The organism is Myxosarcina sp. GI1(2024) (genome assembly GCF_053543375.1).
Genome location: NZ_JBKGTY010000001.1, coordinates 1127174 through 1145894, shown reverse-complemented (window position 1 = coordinate 1145894; position 18721 = coordinate 1127174). Strand labels below are relative to the sequence as shown.

Annotated in this window: 16 protein-coding genes and 1 pseudogene; 10 read left to right on the top strand and 7 right to left on the bottom strand. The window is 42.3% G+C overall.

Translation table 11 applies throughout. The annotated features are described in order from the left end of the window. Positions 1-2 precede the first annotated feature (2 nt). Positions 3-1073, bottom strand: coding sequence for a uroporphyrinogen decarboxylase (gene hemE / locus ACLFKQ_RS05470; protein WP_448998845.1), 1071 nt, complete (start codon positions 1071-1073; stop codon positions 3-5). A 288-nt stretch (positions 1074-1361) separates the two neighbouring features. On the opposite strand from hemE, the gene ACLFKQ_RS05465 reads away from it, so the two are divergent. Then, on the top strand, positions 1362-2744 hold the full coding sequence (locus ACLFKQ_RS05465) for a 1-acyl-sn-glycerol-3-phosphate acyltransferase (protein ID WP_448998844.1): 1383 nt from the start codon (positions 1362-1364) through the stop codon (positions 2742-2744). A 118-nt stretch (positions 2745-2862) separates the two neighbouring features. Here ACLFKQ_RS05465 and tpiA read toward each other — a convergent pair whose 3' ends face one another. Continuing rightward, positions 2863-3591 carry a triose-phosphate isomerase gene (gene tpiA / locus ACLFKQ_RS05460; protein WP_448998843.1) on the bottom strand — a complete coding sequence of 243 codons (729 nt, stop codon included), beginning with the start codon at positions 3589-3591 and terminating at the stop codon, positions 2863-2865. A gap of 416 nt (positions 3592-4007) precedes the next feature. On the opposite strand from tpiA, the gene ACLFKQ_RS05455 reads away from it, so the two are divergent. Both ACLFKQ_RS05455 and ACLFKQ_RS05450 read left to right on the top strand, forming a co-directional pair. Beyond that, positions 4008-4553 (top strand): DoxX family protein, encoded by a 546-nt coding sequence (locus ACLFKQ_RS05455; protein ID WP_448998842.1) that lies wholly within the window; start codon positions 4008-4010, stop codon positions 4551-4553. Positions 4554-4729: 176 nt separating this feature from the next. Then, the gene (locus ACLFKQ_RS05450; RefSeq protein WP_448998841.1) at positions 4730-5197 is read left to right on the top strand and encodes a phosphate-starvation-inducible PsiE family protein; all 468 of its coding nucleotides are present in this window, start codon (positions 4730-4732) and stop codon (positions 5195-5197) included. Between the two features lie 135 nt (positions 5198-5332). On the opposite strand, the pseudogene ACLFKQ_RS05445 reads toward ACLFKQ_RS05450, so the two are convergent. The 4 genes and pseudogenes from ACLFKQ_RS05445 to ACLFKQ_RS05430 all read right to left on the bottom strand — a co-directional run bounded on the left by ACLFKQ_RS05445 (position 5333) and on the right by ACLFKQ_RS05430 (position 9212). Beyond that, positions 5333-5908, bottom strand: a pseudogene (locus tag ACLFKQ_RS05445) (Uma2 family endonuclease). 80 nt (positions 5909-5988) lie between these two features. After that, complete coding sequence (locus ACLFKQ_RS05440; protein WP_448998840.1) at positions 5989-7377, bottom strand: flavin-containing monooxygenase; 1389 nt, start codon at positions 7375-7377, stop codon at positions 5989-5991. Positions 7378-7439: 62 nt separating this feature from the next. Next, the gene (locus ACLFKQ_RS05435; RefSeq protein WP_448998839.1) at positions 7440-8237 is read right to left on the bottom strand and encodes an SDR family NAD(P)-dependent oxidoreductase; all 798 of its coding nucleotides are present in this window, start codon (positions 8235-8237) and stop codon (positions 7440-7442) included. Between the two features lie 117 nt (positions 8238-8354). After that, on the bottom strand, positions 8355-9212 hold the full coding sequence (locus tag ACLFKQ_RS05430) for a DUF1206 domain-containing protein (protein WP_448998838.1): 858 nt from the start codon (positions 9210-9212) through the stop codon (positions 8355-8357). A gap of 298 nt (positions 9213-9510) precedes the next feature. Here ACLFKQ_RS05430 and ACLFKQ_RS05425 point away from each other — a divergent pair, with 298 nt between their 5' ends. Next, a complete protein-coding gene (locus tag ACLFKQ_RS05425) occupies positions 9511-10041 on the top strand; it encodes a DUF421 domain-containing protein (RefSeq protein WP_448998837.1) in 531 nt (176 codons plus the stop codon). A 352-nt stretch (positions 10042-10393) separates the two neighbouring features. On the opposite strand, the gene ACLFKQ_RS05420 is transcribed toward ACLFKQ_RS05425, so the two are convergent. Then, the gene (locus tag ACLFKQ_RS05420) at positions 10394-10567 is read right to left on the bottom strand and encodes a hypothetical protein (protein WP_448998836.1); all 174 of its coding nucleotides are present in this window, start codon (positions 10565-10567) and stop codon (positions 10394-10396) included. Positions 10568-10872: 305 nt separating this feature from the next. Here ACLFKQ_RS05420 and hisA point away from each other — a divergent pair, with 305 nt between their 5' ends. The 6 genes from hisA to ACLFKQ_RS05390 all read left to right on the top strand — a co-directional run bounded on the left by hisA (position 10873) and on the right by ACLFKQ_RS05390 (position 18600). Continuing rightward, positions 10873-11646 (top strand): 1-(5-phosphoribosyl)-5-[(5-phosphoribosylamino)methylideneamino]imidazole-4-carboxamide isomerase, encoded by a 774-nt coding sequence (gene hisA / locus ACLFKQ_RS05415; RefSeq protein ID WP_448999463.1) that lies wholly within the window; start codon positions 10873-10875, stop codon positions 11644-11646. Positions 11647-12164: 518 nt separating this feature from the next. Further along, positions 12165-12626, top strand: coding sequence for a ribosome maturation factor RimP (gene rimP / locus ACLFKQ_RS05410; protein ID WP_448998835.1), 462 nt, complete (start codon positions 12165-12167; stop codon positions 12624-12626). Between the two features lie 383 nt (positions 12627-13009). After that, positions 13010-14239: a transcription termination factor NusA gene (nusA, locus tag ACLFKQ_RS05405; protein WP_448998834.1), complete on the top strand. Its 1230-nt coding sequence runs from the start codon at positions 13010-13012 to the stop codon at positions 14237-14239. Between the two features lie 52 nt (positions 14240-14291). Then, positions 14292-14567, top strand: coding sequence for a YlxR family protein (locus ACLFKQ_RS05400; protein WP_448998833.1), 276 nt, complete (start codon positions 14292-14294; stop codon positions 14565-14567). A gap of 380 nt (positions 14568-14947) precedes the next feature. Further along, a complete protein-coding gene (gene infB / locus ACLFKQ_RS05395; protein ID WP_448998832.1) occupies positions 14948-17911 on the top strand; it encodes a translation initiation factor IF-2 in 2964 nt (987 codons plus the stop codon). Positions 17912-17997: 86 nt separating this feature from the next. Beyond that, a complete protein-coding gene (locus ACLFKQ_RS05390) occupies positions 17998-18600 on the top strand; it encodes a low-complexity tail membrane protein (protein ID WP_448998831.1) in 603 nt (200 codons plus the stop codon). Positions 18601-18721 lie beyond the last annotated feature (121 nt).

The following is an 18721-nucleotide window of genomic DNA, read 5'->3' as shown; positions in this document are numbered from 1 at the left end:
CGCTATGGCAAAACAGAAACCTCTTGTAGCTTATCCGCTTGCTTGGCAGTTTCAAAAAAGAAGCGGACATTATCTTCGGGGGTACCTACCAAAACACCGTGTCCTAAATTGAGAATGTGACCGCGTTTTCCTGCTTTGCGAATTGTATCGAGAATGCGATCGCGAATTACTTCTTTGGTGCCGAACAAAATTCCCGGATCGATATTGCCCTGTACTTTCATCTCTCTTCCCAATCTCTGTCTAGCTTCCGCCATGTCTACACTCCAGTCAACGCTGACGATATCGACTCCCGATTGACCCATTCTTTCTAACACTCCAGCACTGCCACTGATGTAGAGTATTAGTGGAGTATGGGGATGAGTTTCTTTTACTTGGCGGACTACCTGTTGCTGATATGGCAAAGCAAATACTTCGTAGTCTTGGGGACTTAATTGACCCGCCCAAGAATCGAACAACTGTACTACTTGCGCTCCACAATCGATTTGATAGCGGACGTAGACGGCGATCGCATCGGCTAGCTTACTCAGGAAGTTATGAAGAATCTGAGGTTGTGAAAACGCCATACCTTTGATAATGGAATAGTTCTTAGAACTCTTACCTTCAACGGCATAAGCAGCTAAAGTCCAAGGAGAACCGACAAAACCCAACACCGTAGATTTATTGCCAACTTCCGAACGCAAGCTTTGCAAGATGGTTTTGATAAAAGGTAAAGACTTTTCTGGATCTAGGGAATGAAGGCGATCGATCTGTTCTTGAGTGCGAATTGGCGTATCGAACAAAGGACCTTTGCTTTCAATAATATCAAAATCAATTCCGATACCTGGTAAGGGAGTCAGAATATCGGAAAACATAATTACCCCGTCTGGCTGAAAGGCGTGCCAGGGCTGCAAAGATATTTCAATAGCAATGTCGGGATTTTCCGAACGTTCCCGAAACCCAGGATACTTATCTTTAAGATCCCGATAGGCTTTCATATAGCGTCCCGCTTGGCGCATCATCCATACAGGAGGACGTTCTAACACTTCGCCGCGAGCCGCTCTTAATAATAAGGGAGTTGATGATAGTGCGTTCATATTAAAATTATTTATATAATTTTTGGCGCAATTGCTAGCTTACCATTTGGCTAGGGTTAGTTCGCCCCATCAGATTGTTTAGTTATGTGAAGAGGATTGAAGTTGGGCGATCGCCTAGAGAAATTAGCATGAGTTGCAATACGAACACATTAGGTTCTGTTGACATTATGTTTTGTCAAGGATGAAGACAATCATTTCCCTAGTAATCTCTGACTATACTGTATGGAGTTGAGGTGCGATCGCAATTACTCAATCCTAAAAATAGTTAATTAACTCTAGCCTATAGTCATGCCAGTTCAACCATCGCTCGAATTTATTCCGCCAGACTTCAACCCACTCGTTTGGCAAATCTCGCGAATTATTATTTCTGCTTGGTTGCGAGCTAGCTACAATATTGCTGAAGTGCGATCGCAAAATGCTGAAGAACTAATCGAACTTTACCGTCAGTTTCAAGCAGGTAAAACTAGATTTTTAATTGCTTACCGCCATCCTGCTATTACCGATCCTCCATCGGTTGCTCAAATGCTGTGGAATCAACTTCCCCAGATTGCTCGTCGACAGGGAAAACCTTTAAAACCGCCCGTACACGCTCACTTTATATACGATCGCGGTATTCCTCTTTGGGCTGGGGATTTAGTCGGCTGGCTACTGCCCAAATTAGGATCGACTTCTATTCGACGAGGGACGGCAGACCGTCAGGGATTGCGCTCGATTCGCAACTTATTCGTCAACGGGCGGTTTCCTCTAGCTGCGGCTCCCGAAGGAACTACCAACGGTCATAATGAGATTATCAGCCCTCTAGAACCCGGTATCGCTCAATTTGCTTTTTGGTGTCAAGAAGATTTACGCAAGGCAGGACGTAGCGAAGCAGTGGCGATCGCACCTTTGGGAATTCGCTATCGTTTTGTAGTAGAACCCTGGCAGTCTTTGGAGAGGCTACTGTCTCAGCTAGAAGTAGATAGTGGATTAAAATCTCAGTTAGCTAAAGAGATTCATTTAACTAATGGCGTATCGCCGACACCCGAACAGGAAGCCATTCTTTATAAGCGGCTTTACCAGTTGGGAGAACACTTACTTTCCCTAATGGAAGAGTTTTATAGTAAATTCTATCAACAAGATTTAATCGATCGGGCGGCAGACACTCAATTACCAACTCGTCTTCAAGCCCTGATCGATGCGGCTTTAAATGTTGCCGAGCAAGCTTTTAACTTAAAATCGAAGGGTAATATTAGCGATCGCTGTCGGCGCGTCGAACAGGCTGGTTGGGATCGCATCTATCGCTTGGATATGTCGGAACTAAAAACACTCGCTCCCGTCGAACGGGGTTTAGCAGATTTAGTCGCCTCGGAAGCAGAACTACGTCTCTGGCATATGCGTTTGGTAGAGAGCTTTGTGAGCGTTACGGGGCAGTATGTCGCCGAGAAACCATCCGCAGAACGTTTTGCCGATACAATTTTATTGTTGTGGAAAACCGTTGCCAGACTCAAAGAAAAATCCCGAGTTCAACCTGCCTCTCTTGGTAAGAAATGGGTACAGCTCACGGTGGAAAAACCCTTTTTTATTGACGACTATTGGGATGCTTACCAAACTAACCGCCGTCAAGCCGTTGCTAGTTTGACTCAAAACTTACAATTGGCTTTGGAAAAAGCGATTGGAATCAGAGAAGCTTAAACTCATTTCCTCAATAATAACGAGAACCCCTTGTTAGTTGCCGGTCGTCGATCGTTTAAATAGAGAATCCACCGCTAGAGTATAGCGATGGATATTAAATTATCAGTGGCGATCGCCTCTAGCTCTGATAATTGACAATGCGAGCAAAATTAGCAGGATCTAAACTAGCTCCTCCTACTAAGGCACCATCAATTTCCGACTGCGCCATAATTTCGTCGATATTATTTGGTTTTACCGAACCGCCATATTGAATCGGAATATCTTTGTTGTCTAGCTGTTGGCGGATGATACCAATGACGCGGTTGGCTTCTGTAGCTTCGCAAGTATCTCCCGAACCTATTGCCCAAATTGGTTCGTAGGCAATTACCAAATTATTTTGGTCTACTTCTACTAAACCTTGTTTGATTTGATTGATAATCACGGTTTCTGTCTCTCCTGCATCTCTTTGACTTTTAGTTTCGCCAACGCAGAGAATAGGTATGATTCCGTGACGCTGTGCCGCTTTGAGCCGTAGGTTAACCGTTTCGTCAGTGTCGCCGAAATACTGACGGCGTTCGCTATGACCGACAATTACGTAACCTAAGCCAATTTCTGAGAGCATGGCACCCGATACCTCTCCGGTATAAGCGCCTTCATCTTCCCAATGAATGTTTTGCGCTCCCAGCTTGATTTTACTTCCATGAAGACTTTTCGAAATTGCGGTTAATGAAGTAAAAGGCGCACACAAGACGATTCCTTTATTATCATCGGTATTTTCAATCTCTGATTTAAATGCTTGCACAAATGCCAAGGATTCTGCTTGATTTTTGTGCATCTTCCAGTTCCCAGCAATAACTATTTTTCGCACAGTCCAATTATTCTAAATTCAATTTTGATTGCACACTTAAGTTTAAGACTTTACGGTGGTTAAGGCTAGGTTATCGAGTGAGATTTACTGCTGGGATGGACACGATGAATCGAAGATCTAGCCCAAGGCTATCGCTTGGAGGAAACTATAGTAGTTGCGATCGCTCGGAGGCTCGAGTTTTTGGCGGCGACTATCAAAAAAATGAGAATTTATTTAATAAATTGTTACCTTTCTTAGCAAAAGTGCGCTAAATTTTAATTAAGAGATTGTAATTTATGACGCGGTCGATGATAAGCAATCTTTCTAAATTGCGTCTCATCTCAATTAGCAAAGAGCGATCGCGACACTACATAATTTATTTTGCTCTTTATTTACGCAATTCATCTCTAATACTTGAAGTCATACATCAATATTTCATGAGTACTAATTCACCGATCACCAAAATATTTAGACCAAATACCGATCCCAATTTTTGGAATCAAACAACCTGGGCAATTTTGCGAGCCATTATCGGCATCATGATGGTTCACAACGGTTTGGATAAACTATCAGATATTGAAGGTTTTGCCCAAGCTTACGTAGCTTACCTCGGCTTGCCTTTTCCGATTTTCCTCAGTTACGTTGCTGCCTACACAGAGTTGATTGGCGCACCTCTAGTTGCAATTGGTTTATTTACTAGACCTGCGGCTTTAGGTTTATTTTGTACTATGTGCGTAGCTATGTACCATCATGTATCTGTAGCTGGTTTGAGCATCCCTTATTTAGAGTTATCGGCAATCTACGCCGCTAGTTTTCTCTTCTTTTTAATTAACGGTGCGGGTTTATTTTCCACCGATGCTCTAATCGTTAACTGGTTGGATAATACGGCTCTCTCTATTCAAGCCAAACGAATTATGCTTTTAGAGAAAAGCTATAACTCTGCAAACGCGGAAATCAAACAGCCAGAAACTTCGGTCAAATAAATTATTTTAGTTAAATTGCTCGATAATGATATTTAATTAAAGTAAGGTATTTTTTCAGCTAATTAATCTGTTAAAATTTAAACTTAATACTGGCGATCGCAAAAACTTCTTGTCGATCGTCAATTTTTTTATGGTAAATTGTGAAGCAAAAACAACGGCTTATAATAAGCTTAACTATGACAGAGTCGAAAACCAGACTTAAAAAAATAATTGAAGCAATTGGTAAAGATAAAAGTATTCTCAATCTACTCCAAGGGATTGAAAATATTGTTGCTAAAGTTTTGTCTTTAGCATTGTCGGTAGTAATTTTGGTAGCTACTTTTGACTTAATTGTAGTTTTAGCCAAAGACGTTATTCAAGATCCGATGGGCTTTTATACTGAAAGCCTAATCGAACTATTTGGCTTATTTTTAAATATTCTAATCGCCCTAGAATTATTAGAAAATACTACCGCGTACCTCAAAAAACATATCGTTCAAGTAGAGCTAGTAATCGTTACTTCTTTGATCGCGATCGCCCGTAAAATTATAATCTTTGACTTTCAAAAATATTCTAGTACCGAACTCGCTGCTTTAGGGATTGCTATTTTAGCTTTGGCAGTCAGTTACTGGCTGATTAAACGTCTCAATCTCGACAAAGATTGAGGCTTTAAAACAAAATCGTTGCTCAGGAAGCAAAAGTTAGGTGATCGCCACGAAGAAATTATAGTGCTAATAAATGTATTTTTTTGGTTGAATGAGTTGAGATGAGTGTTAAATCTGGGAGTATAGTTTGATAGTTTATTGAACCGAGTCAAAAATTTGTGCTGCTGTCAAGTTTAGTTCTCCAAACTGTGAGGAAAATATTTGCTCTTCACCAGAAAAGCCACCTATTTCTGTGTATCTATTATCTCTAAGTTCCAATACTAATATTGTTTGAGGTTCGGGATCGACAATCCAGTATTCAACAACACCACAATCTTGGTATTGTATTCGTTTAGCAATATAATCTCGATTTCGCTGCAATTAACCAGGACCAACTACTTCAATTATTAGTAAAGGAGGAGACATATTTAAACGAAGCGTATTGCGCTTTGCTAACTGCTCGATATGTTCTTCTCGCAGAATAGTAAGATCGGGATAGCGATTTCTCGGTTCTCCATTTACTTCCAATTCTAAACCTTGTCCTCGAACTCTATCAGTACCAAGCAAGAGAGCAAAAGTTAGAAAAAGACGGTTGGCAATTTGTACGTTTTTTCCCGACTCTGGTGGCACTTCAACTAACTCTCCATTAAATAGTTCATACAGCTTATTGGTGCCATCATCATAGGACAGATATTCTTCAAAGCTTTGAAACCGAGGTTTAGCTTGAATCATGGTTAAACGGTAATAGCAATCTCGTTGATTCTACTGTAACTATTTTGATTCGAGTTCTATTTTCTTTTTGTATTTAGTAACTATCTAGAAAATAACTCTTTATTTTTAAATTCAGTAAGCTCATTTTCTCGTTCTTGGCGATCGCTTTTTGGGGCAGCAAGGGGCTGATTTTGAAATTGGGGATATCGTCGCTCGATTTGATGGGCTTTTTTAACTAAGAAACCAAAAAACAAATTAAGTAACTTTAACTGCCTAAATGTCTGATGGGGATCGCTGAGATGAGTTTTGGGTAGAGATTGACCCATTTCTTTAAATACCAAGCCCAGAGGAATATTAATCTCATCCTGCAACTTCAGTAGGCGAGCAAATACTGGTGCATAGGCGGAAATTAGAGAACCGACTCCCCCTCTTGCCTGTCCCCAACCAATATAAGCCAAACCTTTATAGTCAGCTAAAAAAGAGCTGCCATAACACTGAACGATCGCACCTTTGACTCGTTGTAGTTCTGGAGGTAAGAAAGGATAGGCGACATGATAGCCAGTAGCGCAAACGATTAAATCGAAATCTTGTCGAGAGCGATCGCTAAATTCAACCGACCAACCATCTAGCTCGCGTACGGCAGGTTTGACAGTAATTCGTCCATGTTGAATATAATAGGGAACTTCGTTGTTTAGTGTCGGATGTTTCTCAAAAATCCGATAATTGGGTTCGGGTAAACCATAGCGTTGGTGTTTGCCAAAAGTAAGGCGGATAATTCCATAAGCGATAAGACGCTGCAACCATTCAGGCATCCAACCCTGGATTATATCGACCAGGGGCACTCCTGCAAAAGACTTGGGCAAAAACCAAACCGACTCTCGGAGACTTAAAACACTCTTATCTCCTACACGCGCTGCTTCTGAGGCAATATCGCAGGCAGAATTTCCCCCACCGATAACTAAAACTCGTTTGCCACGCAGTGGTTCGGGTGTTTTATAGTCTTTAGAATGAATTATTTCTCCCTTAAAATTGCCTGCAAACTCTGGAAACCGCTTGCACCAGTGATGACCGTTACACATTATCACTCCTTTATAAATGCGTCGTTCGCCATTGGTAAAAGTTACTTTCCAGAGATTATTTTCTATCGGTCGCACATAGCTAACGGTGCGGTTGAGTTCGATCTGTTCTTTAAGATTAAACTTCTCTGCAAAAGCATTGAGATATTCCCACATCTGTCGGGCACTGGGAAAATCGGGATAGGTTTTGGGCATGGGAAAGTGAGTAAACTCAGTAACCTTACGAGAAGAGATAATATGAGCGGTTTCGTAAACTCCGTGATACCAGTTGCCCCCAAGATTATCGCTGGCATCAACCTGATCGTAAGGGATTCCCGCTTTTTTCAGAGCTTGTGCCATACCCAAGCCGACAAAGCCAGCACCGATAATTAATTGTTTTCTTGCAGTTGCAGCAATATTCCGATCTTTAATCATACTCTATTTCACCTATTGTCACTGAAAAACCTAGTGCCTAGTGCCTAGGATCTAGTATCTAACTAACTGCGATCGCCGATCCAGTCGAGCAATCGAGGAAAATACTGTTGGAAAAAGTGGATAATACTTCCCGTTCTATCGGGAAATACCTGAAAGTGATCGCGCTCGATCGCCCGAAGGGTATTTTTGATTACCTTGGCGGGATCGCTTATCAGGCGATCGTCAATAAGCACTTGGTTATTGCGAGCCAGAGTGCCGTAACGCTTCGACTGTAAAATGGGGGTACGGCTAAAAAACGGATAGACGACTGTAACCTTGATATTATAGGCTTTTACGTCGTTAAATAGTCCTTCACTAAAGCCTCGCAAGCCAAATTTGCTCGTACTGTAGTGAGCCAAACCCTGCGGTGCTACCCAACCCGCCATAGAAGAAATATTAACAATATGTCCCCGTCGGCGAGAAATCGCTTCGGCAACAAACAGCGAACTCAAGCGCATCGGTGAGAGCAAATTTATCTGCATCAACTGTTCCCATTTAGCTACTGGAACTTCATCCATCCGTCCGAATACAGCGATCCCCGCATTATTGATTAAAATATCGATTGATATATTTAAAGATCTGACGCGGTCATAGAGAGTTTGACATCCTTCATAAGTAGATAAATCGATCCCCCAACAGGCAATAATTTCACCAGTAGGGATATCTTGCTGTATTCGCTCGACACAATCGCCAAGTACCCGTTCGTCAATATCCGTCAAAATCAAACGACTACCAGCCTGTAAGAGTTGTCGGGTAAACTCTCGTCCAAACCCACCCGCTGCACCAGTCAGGACGATTACAGCATTTTTTAGTTGGGTCACGATAGATTACCTCTGATGTTTTGAATACAACTGTTACTGCTTTGTCGATGGTTAATAGGACTATTTACTATTATCTCGAACTGCCATCTCACAAATTTATCGGAAGACAAAAAGGGTTCATCTTAGGGTAAAACGCCGATATCCTACTGAGACAAATAGATACAATCCGTAAAAAATAAATCCCAAGCCTATCAACCCTAACCACAACCACCCCATAGGTCGTGTCGATAAGGTACGAAATGTGTTTTGCAGTCCTCCTGCCAAATTAATCCTTGCCCAAAGAGCAGATTGAGTTAGAAAAATACCAATTAAAACAAAAGCAATTCCTCTAGCGGCTACACCAACTTTTCCAATTGCGATAATCCACCATTCAAATCTATAGTAAATATCGGCAGAACGAAACTCACTAATGTAAGAACCTGTATATGCACCATACAAAAATGAAAGACCAATACCGATGACAAATATTCCACCCAAGAAAATCAACCATTCACCCAGAGGTTGCTCGAACACTCGCTCGACTAAAACCTCGATTGTATCTTCGTGTTCTTCAAACTCAAAGGTTATGTTGAGAGCAGAATAGGCAATCCCAGCATAACTAAAACCACTGATGACGTACCCAAACCGATGTATAATTCGCTTGGGATTAAGAGAATCGAAGTGTCCCGGGTCGAGCACTGCCTGAAGCAATCGCCGCAGCACATATCCCATCAAACCAATTGCTAAGAGGCAAAGCAACAATCCACCACACGGCTGTCGTCCAATAGTAACGAGAGTATCGTAAGTTCCGGCTGCTTCTATCTCATTTATTAGTACGGCTCGAATGGCTAATATACCGATTAGCAAATACAGACTTCCTTTAGCAACATAGCCAACCAAGATAAATCGTTTTAGCCAAGGATTAGCGATCGCTACTTTAAGCCACTGCTGCATCTGTGAAGTTAAAGGCAATAAAGGCATAAATTTCTTTTTCAATACTTTACTCCCGAGCGCACTTCATAAAGCTACTATTACCAGATATAAATTCGGCAACTTTGGATAAATTAGAACTTTGGATAAATTAGCTAGTTTTTAGGTCGCTGGGGAGAAAAAATCTATACCAAAGTATTCTTTCTATCCCTCTTATGGTTAATAAATAAATTGACTGTTCTTGAGATAGACGCGCTTGGTTCGCGAAATTGGGACACTTAAAAAGGTATTGTCACAAATGAAGCTTTCGTAGGTTACAGCTTTTTCATTATTAGTAAACTCAATTTATCTTGGAAAAACAACTTTGTTCGACCAGCTCAATCCCTTATGGAACACGATTTTGCTCGCTCCTATTGGATACATAGCTATTATTGCTATGCTACGCATTTCCGGCAAACGCACTCTATCGAAATGGAATTCTTTTGACTTTGTCGTTACCATTGCCTTTGGTTCTGTGTTAGCCAGCATTCTTATTTCTACTAAAGACAAGTTTGGTATAGGAATTCTAGCATTTGCCTTGTTAATGTTATTTCAGTATGTTGTTAGTTGGATTGCAGTACGTTCTTCGGCGATCCAAAAACTAATCAAAGCCGAACCCGCACTATTAGTCTATCGAGGAAAAATGCAGGATCGAGTTCTCAAGCGAGAAAGAATTGCTGAAGGAGAAGTTTTAGCAGCCATACGCAGTAGTGGAATTGCCGCCATAGAAGATGCCGATGCGGTAGTGTTAGAAACAGACGGTAGCTTTAGCGTCATTCAAAACCTAGTCAATAGTTCGGCTTCTGCTCTCAAAGATGTTAAAGAATTCGATCGCACCGAAACTAAGGCTGACTAAGAAAAATAATTATATTCGTTTTTACGGATTGGCGGTTAATATCCGAGCGCCTGCTTAACGACAATTAACTATTAACAATTAACACCCCGTGTAAAGAAATCTATGAGTCTCACATTGCTTTTCAGGGTAATCGCATCTAATTTTTAAGTCTATACAAGATAAGGTTTTTAGCGATCGGTTCATAAAAGCATAAAAATTAAAAACCCTTGCTATTCAAGCATTCTCAGATTTTGATGCGATTACCCTGCATTGCTTTTTCCGGTATTTATTTGATATTGCCTAGGAGCGGGAGCGAGATCAATTTGATTTCATATTATTTACCGCACTAAAAAAATATCCTATTTTGTTATATTTATTTCTCAGAATTTGGGGGAACTTCGTCACTTCTTTTAACGAAGATAACGGCAATACCCAGGGCTAGCAATAAAATCCCCCACCATAGAGAATCCCCTGGAAGTATTTTAAGCACAAGTGTCGTTATTCCAGAAGCAATTAGGGATGAGGCAATTGTCGTTCTATACTTCATAATATTTTGTCATCAAAAATTCTCTTGTTTATTTGGACATAATCGGATATCGACTCATCCATTAATTAATGTATATTAGGCAATTTAATAAAAAACAACCTCTTTCCTTAGTCATAATTAAATAGTTATCAAACGTAAAAATATATGGTCGTTAATATTCAATAATACAACTAAATAATTAGAATTTAATTGTACATTTGCCAAGGCATAAAAGTTTTAAAAATTGTAATACCAGAAAACAATTGAAGCGCGATCGCCCCTGCGATCTATAATTAGTTTTTAACCTTATTTTGTTAGCCAGATCGATGGAAGTAATCCCCGCAATCGACCTCTTAGATAGTAAATGCGTTCGTTTGTATCAAGGCGACTACAATCGCGCTGCCCAATTTAGCGATCGCCCAACCGAAGTTGCTCGTAATTGGGAAGCGCAAGGAGCAACCAGAATTCACGTAGTCGATTTAGACGGGGCAAAACAGGGTGAACTCGTTAATTTAGCCGCAATTGAAGCGATCGCTCGTGCAGTTTCAATTCCCATTCAGGTAGGAGGAGGATTACGAGATCGTGCTGCTGTAGCTCAGTTATTAAACCTCGGAGTAGAACGTATTATTCTCGGCACGGTAGCCGTAGAACGACCGGATTTAGTTACAGAATTATGTCAGGAGTTTCCCGGTCGGATAGTAGTCGGGATCGATGCCCGTAACGGTAAAGTTGCTACTAAAGGCTGGCTAGAAACCTCCGAGATTGCCGCCACCGAATTAGCCCAGCGTATGGCAAACCAAGGTATAGCAGCAATAATCTATACCGACATTCAGCGAGATGGCACTCTCTCAGGTCCCAATCTAACCGCTTTGAGAGAATTGACTGCGGCGATCGACATTCCCGTTATCGCCTCTGGTGGTGTTAGTTCCCTCACCGATCTCTTGAGTTTGCTCGCGTTAGAAGCGATGGGAGTTAAAGGCGCGATCGTCGGTCGTGCTCTTTATATGGGAGATATAGACCTCAAAGAAGCATTACAGGCAGTAGGCAGTGGACGCTGGCAGGACATTCCACCCGATAGTGGGTTTTCCACTTTCGCTTGAGAATCATTAAAATTATGACTCACGTGTAATTTTCGATAATTCTTGACCAGATAAATAAACTGTTCGACCACCTCGAGCAGTCACTATTTGAGAAAAACCAAATTTTAAACTGGGAAATAACGACTTGGATTGATATGTTCTTTAGGCATACTCGACAAAGTAGTGAACTCATCCCCAATTTATCAAGCACCCGAGAATACCTAGAGATTAAAAAGCTATTTCATAGAAGTGTATTCAGTATTAGAAGGCGATTACGCTGCATCTAGCCAACCGATTGAAGCAAGTAAATTTTAGTTTCCTTCGGCAACCAGAGAAATTTATTGGTAATATTATTAACTATGAGGAGTTTGTCTCAATACAGATTTCTCTACCTGTGAAGGCACTATTAGCAGAGCGACAGTGGGAAAGACCCGCTTTTTTTATTGCTGAAAATATCTACAAAGTAAAAACAAACGCGGCTGAAAATAAAGCCTAGGGCGATCTTATCGCCGACCCTACTCCCTACCGATAGATAAACCGTGACTCATCCTGTCATTGCCCAAATTATAGAACTGGCAACTCCTTTAGCTAAAGATTTAAAGCTCGAGATAGTAGATGCTGTTTTTCAAACCAATAGAAGACCGCCAATTTTGAGAATCGATGTTCGCAATCCTAGTGATGATACTAGCCTAGAAAACTGCGAGCAAATGAGCAAAGCTCTCGAAGCTAAGTTAGATGCGACCGAAATTATACCCGGTTCTTACGTACTGGAAGTTTCTAGTCCTGGAATTTCTCGTACTCTAACTACAGAACGAGAATTTATTGCTTTCAAAGGTTTTGCAGTAACGGTAAAAACTTTTGCTCCTTACAAGCAACAGAAGGAATGGCAAGGTAATCTTCAAGGTAGGGATGAAGAGAGAATTTATCTCAATCAAAAAGGAAAAGCGATCGCTATACCTCGCGAGTTGGTTGCTAAAGTACAGCTACGGGATGAGAACTAAAACAATTTAAATTTTAAAAACTATTCTCCGAGCAATTTCCCTCGAGAATCTATCTAGATACTAATCTCAATTCTTCCTTCGCGAGCACCAGTAACACTACTTGGTTCGTAAGACACTATATGCAATGAAACCAAGATGTTCGGCTCACCTAGACTATTTGGCGAGCGGCTTTCAACAAGATAGGATTTTGTCGGCTCGAAGATAGCAATTTACTTCTCTATTGAGCTGTCAGTATCCTAGTAAACCTCTTGCGAGAAACCATTTTTCCCTTAAAGTTGCCCTTTTACCCAATATTAAGGTGCTTAATGATGATTCATGTCAGAAGTCTAGTAAACCCCTAAAGGTTTTTCCGATTATTTTACGATTTATTTGGAGTATAAGTTATGACTATAGTTAGTTTACCCGGTCTGAAAAACACCATTGAAGAAATCAGCCAAAGATATAATTTACCAGACAGTGCAGTTCAAGAGGCGCTTCGAGAAGCCTTATTAAAGGGTTACGAGCGTTTTCGCCGCTCTAAAAATCGTCGGAGCGAATTCGACGATGATTATTTTGAAAACTTTAACGTTCAGCTAGATATAGATGAAGAAGGATTTCAAATCCTTACGACTAAGATCATTGTCGATAAAGAAGAGATCCCCGAAGAAGACCGCGATCGCGAAATTGCCCTCAAAGAAGTACAGGATCAAGTAGACGATCTCGAGATTCAGGTGGGAGATTCGGTAGTAGTCGATGTAACTCCCGAACAGAAAGACTTCGGACGGATGGCAGCAATCCAAACCAAGCAAGTGCTATTACAAAAATTGCGCGATCGCCAGCGTCTGCTGATTCAAGAAGAATTTAAAGACTTAGAAGAGACAGTTTTACAGGCAAGAGTAGTTCGCTTTGAGAGACAATCGGCGATCGTGGCGGTTAGTAGCGGTTTGGGACAGCCAGAAGTAGAGGCAGAACTACCCAAGCGCGAACAGTTACCCAACGATACCTATCGTTCTAACACGACCTTTAAGGTATATCTCAAAAAAGTCCGCGACACTCCCTCACGGGGTCCTCAGCTAATCGTCTCACGAGCCGCCGCGGGTTTAGTAGTAGAATTGTTTAGCAACGAAGTTCCAGAAATTGAAGAAGAAATCGTACGAATTGTCGCCGTTGCCAGGGAAGCGAACCCTCCTTCTCGTCACGTTGGCGTACGGACTAAAATAGCCGTAGATACTCTAGAGCGAGATGTAGATCCCGTAGGAGCCTGTATCGGTGCTAGGGGTTCGCGAATTCAAGCGGTGGTTAACGAACTACGAGGAGAAAAAATCGACGTGATTCGCTGGTCCCCCGATCCTGCTACCTACATTGCCAACTCTCTCAGTCCCGCTCGAGTAGATAAAGTGATTTTGGCAGATCCCGAAGAAAAACAGTCTTTAGTCTTAGTAGCCGAAGACCAACTCAGTCTGGCAATTGGCAAAGAAGGTCAAAATGTGCGTTTGGCGGCCCGTCTTACTGGCTGGAAAATCGATATTAAAGATATTGCCAAGTATGAGCAAGAGCAAGAGCAAGCCGCAAAAATCGAAGCAATTGAAGAGGAACCGGAAGAAGTAGAACTTGAGGAAATTTCCGAAACCTAAGAAACTGGCGTTTAGCGCGATCGTGTCCTAGAGACTAGAGCAAAAACTAGCGATGCAACCCAACTATCGGTGCTGTATTAGCTGTCGTCGAATAGCACCCAAACAATCTTTGCTACGAATAGTTAGACTACATCCAAGCTACGATATTCAATTAGATCGAGGCATGGGACGCTCGGCTTACATTTGTCCGCAAGAAACCTGCGTGCGCCAAGCCTTTAGCAAACATCGTTTGGCGCGAGCGCTACGTACCAAAATCTCCCCACAAATCTCTCAAAGTTTACAAGAACGCTTGCTCGTTCGTATAGCTTCCCAGAACCAAGCGAACTAGCAGTTTAAATTAAAACTTAATTGCTCGAGAGCGAAAGATTAAAATGTTTCTAGCAATTTAAAAGTGTATTTTAAATGAGTGTGGTAGTATGGGAACTTGCCAAACTCTGACTAGACAAAATCGAGCGGATTTAGAAAGAGCAAAAAATTGGTAAATAAATAACTAGCTTTTTAACTTCGAACTCAAAATTTTCCAAATAATACGGTATTTTTTTCTAAAATAGATATGTAAGGAATTGCCAAACAGCAAATCGATACTTTGTGGTTAGAAAGCGTAGGCTTTCTCCAGCGAACAGCAAACTTTGCTAATAACCAACAGAAACAGGAAAAAGCAAATGATGTAAACAAACGGCGATCGAAAACCAATTAGGGGCATAGTGGATGAACAACGGCAAAATTAGAATATACGAACTATCAAAAGAATTGAATTTGGATAACAAAGACATCAAAGACATTTGCGAGCAACTTAATATTGCAGTCAAAAGCCATAGCAGCACGATCACTGCAGCACAAGCAGACAGAGTTAAAAGCGCAGCAGTGAAATATACTCCTGCCGAAAAAGCCAATGGCAGCAATGGCAGTAGCAGCAAAACTAAAGAAAACAAACTTAGAAAGCCCAAAGTCAAACGCAAACAGCAGGTTTTAGCGGTTCATCACAAACAGAATTCCTCTGAGTCTGCTTTTCAAGCTAAAAAGGGCGAGTCGGCATCCCCACAGTTGGTGTCTCCTCCCAAGCTACCGACACCACCAAAAGCTAAAACCACAGAAAACCAAACGGCAGACCGAGAACGAGCGACTCAGGCTGCTGCATTGGCAAACCCCCCTCAGCTCAAAGAGCCACCACAATCTCAAGCAGCCACTGAAAAACCTGCTGCTGAAGCCGAAGAGCGGTCGCCCGTAAAACTGGTAGGTCCACCTCCCAGACCACAACCTAAAGCTCCTACCAAAGAAACTTCGGTTCGACCATCGACAAAACCCGTCAAAGTCGAAAAAAGTCCCGATGTAGATAATCTAGAAGCACCAAGAGCCAAAACTGAATCAGCAGACAAGAATGAAACCTCTTCTCCACCTCTACCCAAACTGCAAAAACCACCCAAACTCAAAACTCCTGGCAAACCACCAGTAGAAGAAGAAAAAGCCTTATTAGAGGAAGAACCAGAAAACGAGGCTCTAGATGTCTTAGGAGATACCGATAAAGACGAATTAATCAGTAAAACAGAAGCCAAGAAAACTAAGCTCAAGCGGCCAGCACCCCCAAGAAAAACTCGAGATTGGGTAGACGAGGATGAAGATGAGCAGTCTAAAAAATCGAAAGCTGGTAAAAGCAAACGCCGACCCAAGCCAATCATCGACGACGATGAAGATGATTTTGATACCGATCTCAATGCCGCTCCCATCGGTACCGCAGTAAGTATATCTACGGCGCGTCCTCCCAAACCAGAGTCTTTACAACAAAAAGCTCCTGCAGCTAGCACTAGCAAAAAACCCAAAAAACCCACCCCAAAAACCACGGATAAAAGTCCTAAAGTCGAAAAACAAACCCGTAAAGAAGTTCAGACCATGCCTGAGACGATTACTCTTACGGATAATCTAACAATCCGCGACCTATCCGAACGTTTAAATACTCCAGAGACTGAGATTATCAAAAATCTCTTCTTCAAAGGAATTGCGGTTAATATTACTCAGACTTTGGATATAGATACGGCACGTTTGGTAGCAGAAGAATTGGGGGTTAATGTAGAAACTCCAGAAGAGCGGTCGGCAGCAGCTAAAGAAACTGAAATGCTCGATGTTGACGATTTAGAAAATCTTCAGCTTCGTCCTCCCGTAGTGACAATTATGGGTCACGTCGACCATGGTAAAACTACCTTGCTAGATTCGATTAGAAAAAGTAAGGTCGCTCAGGGAGAAGCCGGAGGCATCACTCAACATATCGGTGCTTATCACGTCGATATCGACCACGAAGGTTCTCAGCAGCAAATCGTTTTCCTAGATACACCAGGTCACGAAGCCTTTACGGCAATGCGTGCAAGAGGAACTAGGGTTACAGACATCGCTGTTTTAGTAGTAGCTGCCGATGATGGGGTACAGCCGCAAACTAAAGAAGCAATCAGTCACGCTAAAGCGGCAGAAGTTCCGATAATCGTAGCGATTAACAAAATCGATAAACCAGCAGCCAATCCCGATCGCATCAAGCAAGAATTAACCGAATTCGATTTAGTTCCTGAAGATTGGGGCGGTTCGACACCGATGGTTCCCGTCAGTGCCCTTAAAGGGGAAAATCTCGATGAATTATTAGAGATGATTTTGCTGGTCTCGGAAGTAGAAGAACTGTCGGCAAATCCCGATCGCCCTGCTAAAGGAACGATTATTGAAGCCAATCTCGACCGTACTAGAGGTCCCGTTGCCACTCTCCTCGTACAGAATGGTACCTTGAGAGTTGGAGACAATCTCGTGGCCGGATCCGTACTCGGTAAAATTCGTGCTATGATCGGCGATCGGGGCAGTAAGGTAGAAGCGGCAACACCTTCATTTGCCGTAGAAATCTTAGGCTTGAACGAAGTTCCCGAAGCTGGGGATGAATTTGATGTCTACCCCAGTGAAAAAGAAGCCCGTGCCGTAGCCGAGCAAAGAGCCGCTCGACAGAGAGATACCCGCCTCTTGCAGTCGATGTCTTCTCGTCGCGTCAGCCTCAGTACCCTTTCGGCTCAGGCACAAGAGGGAGAACTCAAAGAACTAAATCTGATCGTCAAAGCCGACGTACAGGGCTCGGTGGAGGCAATTCTCGGTTCTCTACAGCAGCTACCCCAAGAGGAAGTTCAGATTCGGATTCTTTTGGCATCCCCAGGAGAAATTACCGAAACCGATGTCGATCTGGCGGCTGCCAGTGGGGCAGTAATTATCGGGTTCAATACTACCTTAGCTAGTGGTGCTCGTCAGGCTGCAGACCGGGAAGGAGTCGATATTCGCCAATACAATATCATCTACAAATTGCTAGATGAAATTCAAGGGGCAATGGAAGGTCTCCTCGATCCTGAAGAGGTCGAAGAGAATCTCGGTAAAGCTGAAGTTAGAGCGGTCTTCCCCGTCGGACGCGGATCGGTAGCGGGTTGTTATGTCCAGTCTGGCAAGATAGTCCGCAACTGTCGCATTAGAGTACATCGGGGTCAACAAGTCGTGTATGACGGCAATTTAGACTCTCTGCGTCGGATGAAAGAAGATGCTAAGGAAGTCAATGCTGGCTATGAATGTGGTATTGGTTCGATGAAGTTTAACGACTGGCAAGAGGGCGATATCATTGAAGCTTATGAAATGGTCTTCAAGCGTCGTACTCTAGCAACATAGTTTCAAACATACAAGAAGGATGAGTGGTTTGCAGTAGCCACTCATGCCCGATTTCCATTCCTCGCTCTCTCATTAGCGCTAAATAAATGTCTTCTATCCGTTCCGAACCTTTTTTGTGGATTCACCTCGCAGGTATCGCGTTATTCCCAGCTTTGCTAGAGATTGTTTGGCTTGGGTTGGCAATTGGGAAACCGCTGCCTTTTTCCTGGTTAGAGTTTATTCTAGTTGCGGTTCTAGGAACGATTCCAGTTTTGTGGATGCAGCTAACGCGCCCATTTGATATTTTTAGCGTCGCAATTGTTTCTCTCAGACCAGAATATTTAACCGTAAGTCAAAGACAAATCTTAACTCGATTTAAAACAGGCAGGCAGCGATGGTGGAGTGCGAGCGCCACAGTTGTAATGTGGTTGGTTTTATGGCTGCTATTTTGCCTGTCTCCTCTGGCAATCGGTATTGCCTCGTGGTTTCCTCAGTGGCGGATTTTAGGCTTGGCGATCGCCACAATAGCTTTTTTGGCAAGTAATTTATTTTTACAGGTGCCGATTAGCGTTCTCAGTATTTTATTGAGCGAGAAATCGCGATTGTTGCAGAGCGTTCCCTACCCAGTAGAACAAATTCCTCGAGACTTTACAGTTCCGGGATTTAAAGTCAATAAAATTCTATCTCTAGCAGCAACTAAACCAAATTAACCATCGGGCAATTTTACTGAAGTTGTAAGTGTCATTCAAGGAACTAGATCCTAGAGAAGTTCGAGTGTAAGGGCGAACTGCCGTTCGCCCTTACTTATAAAAACAAAGAAATAATTTAGGA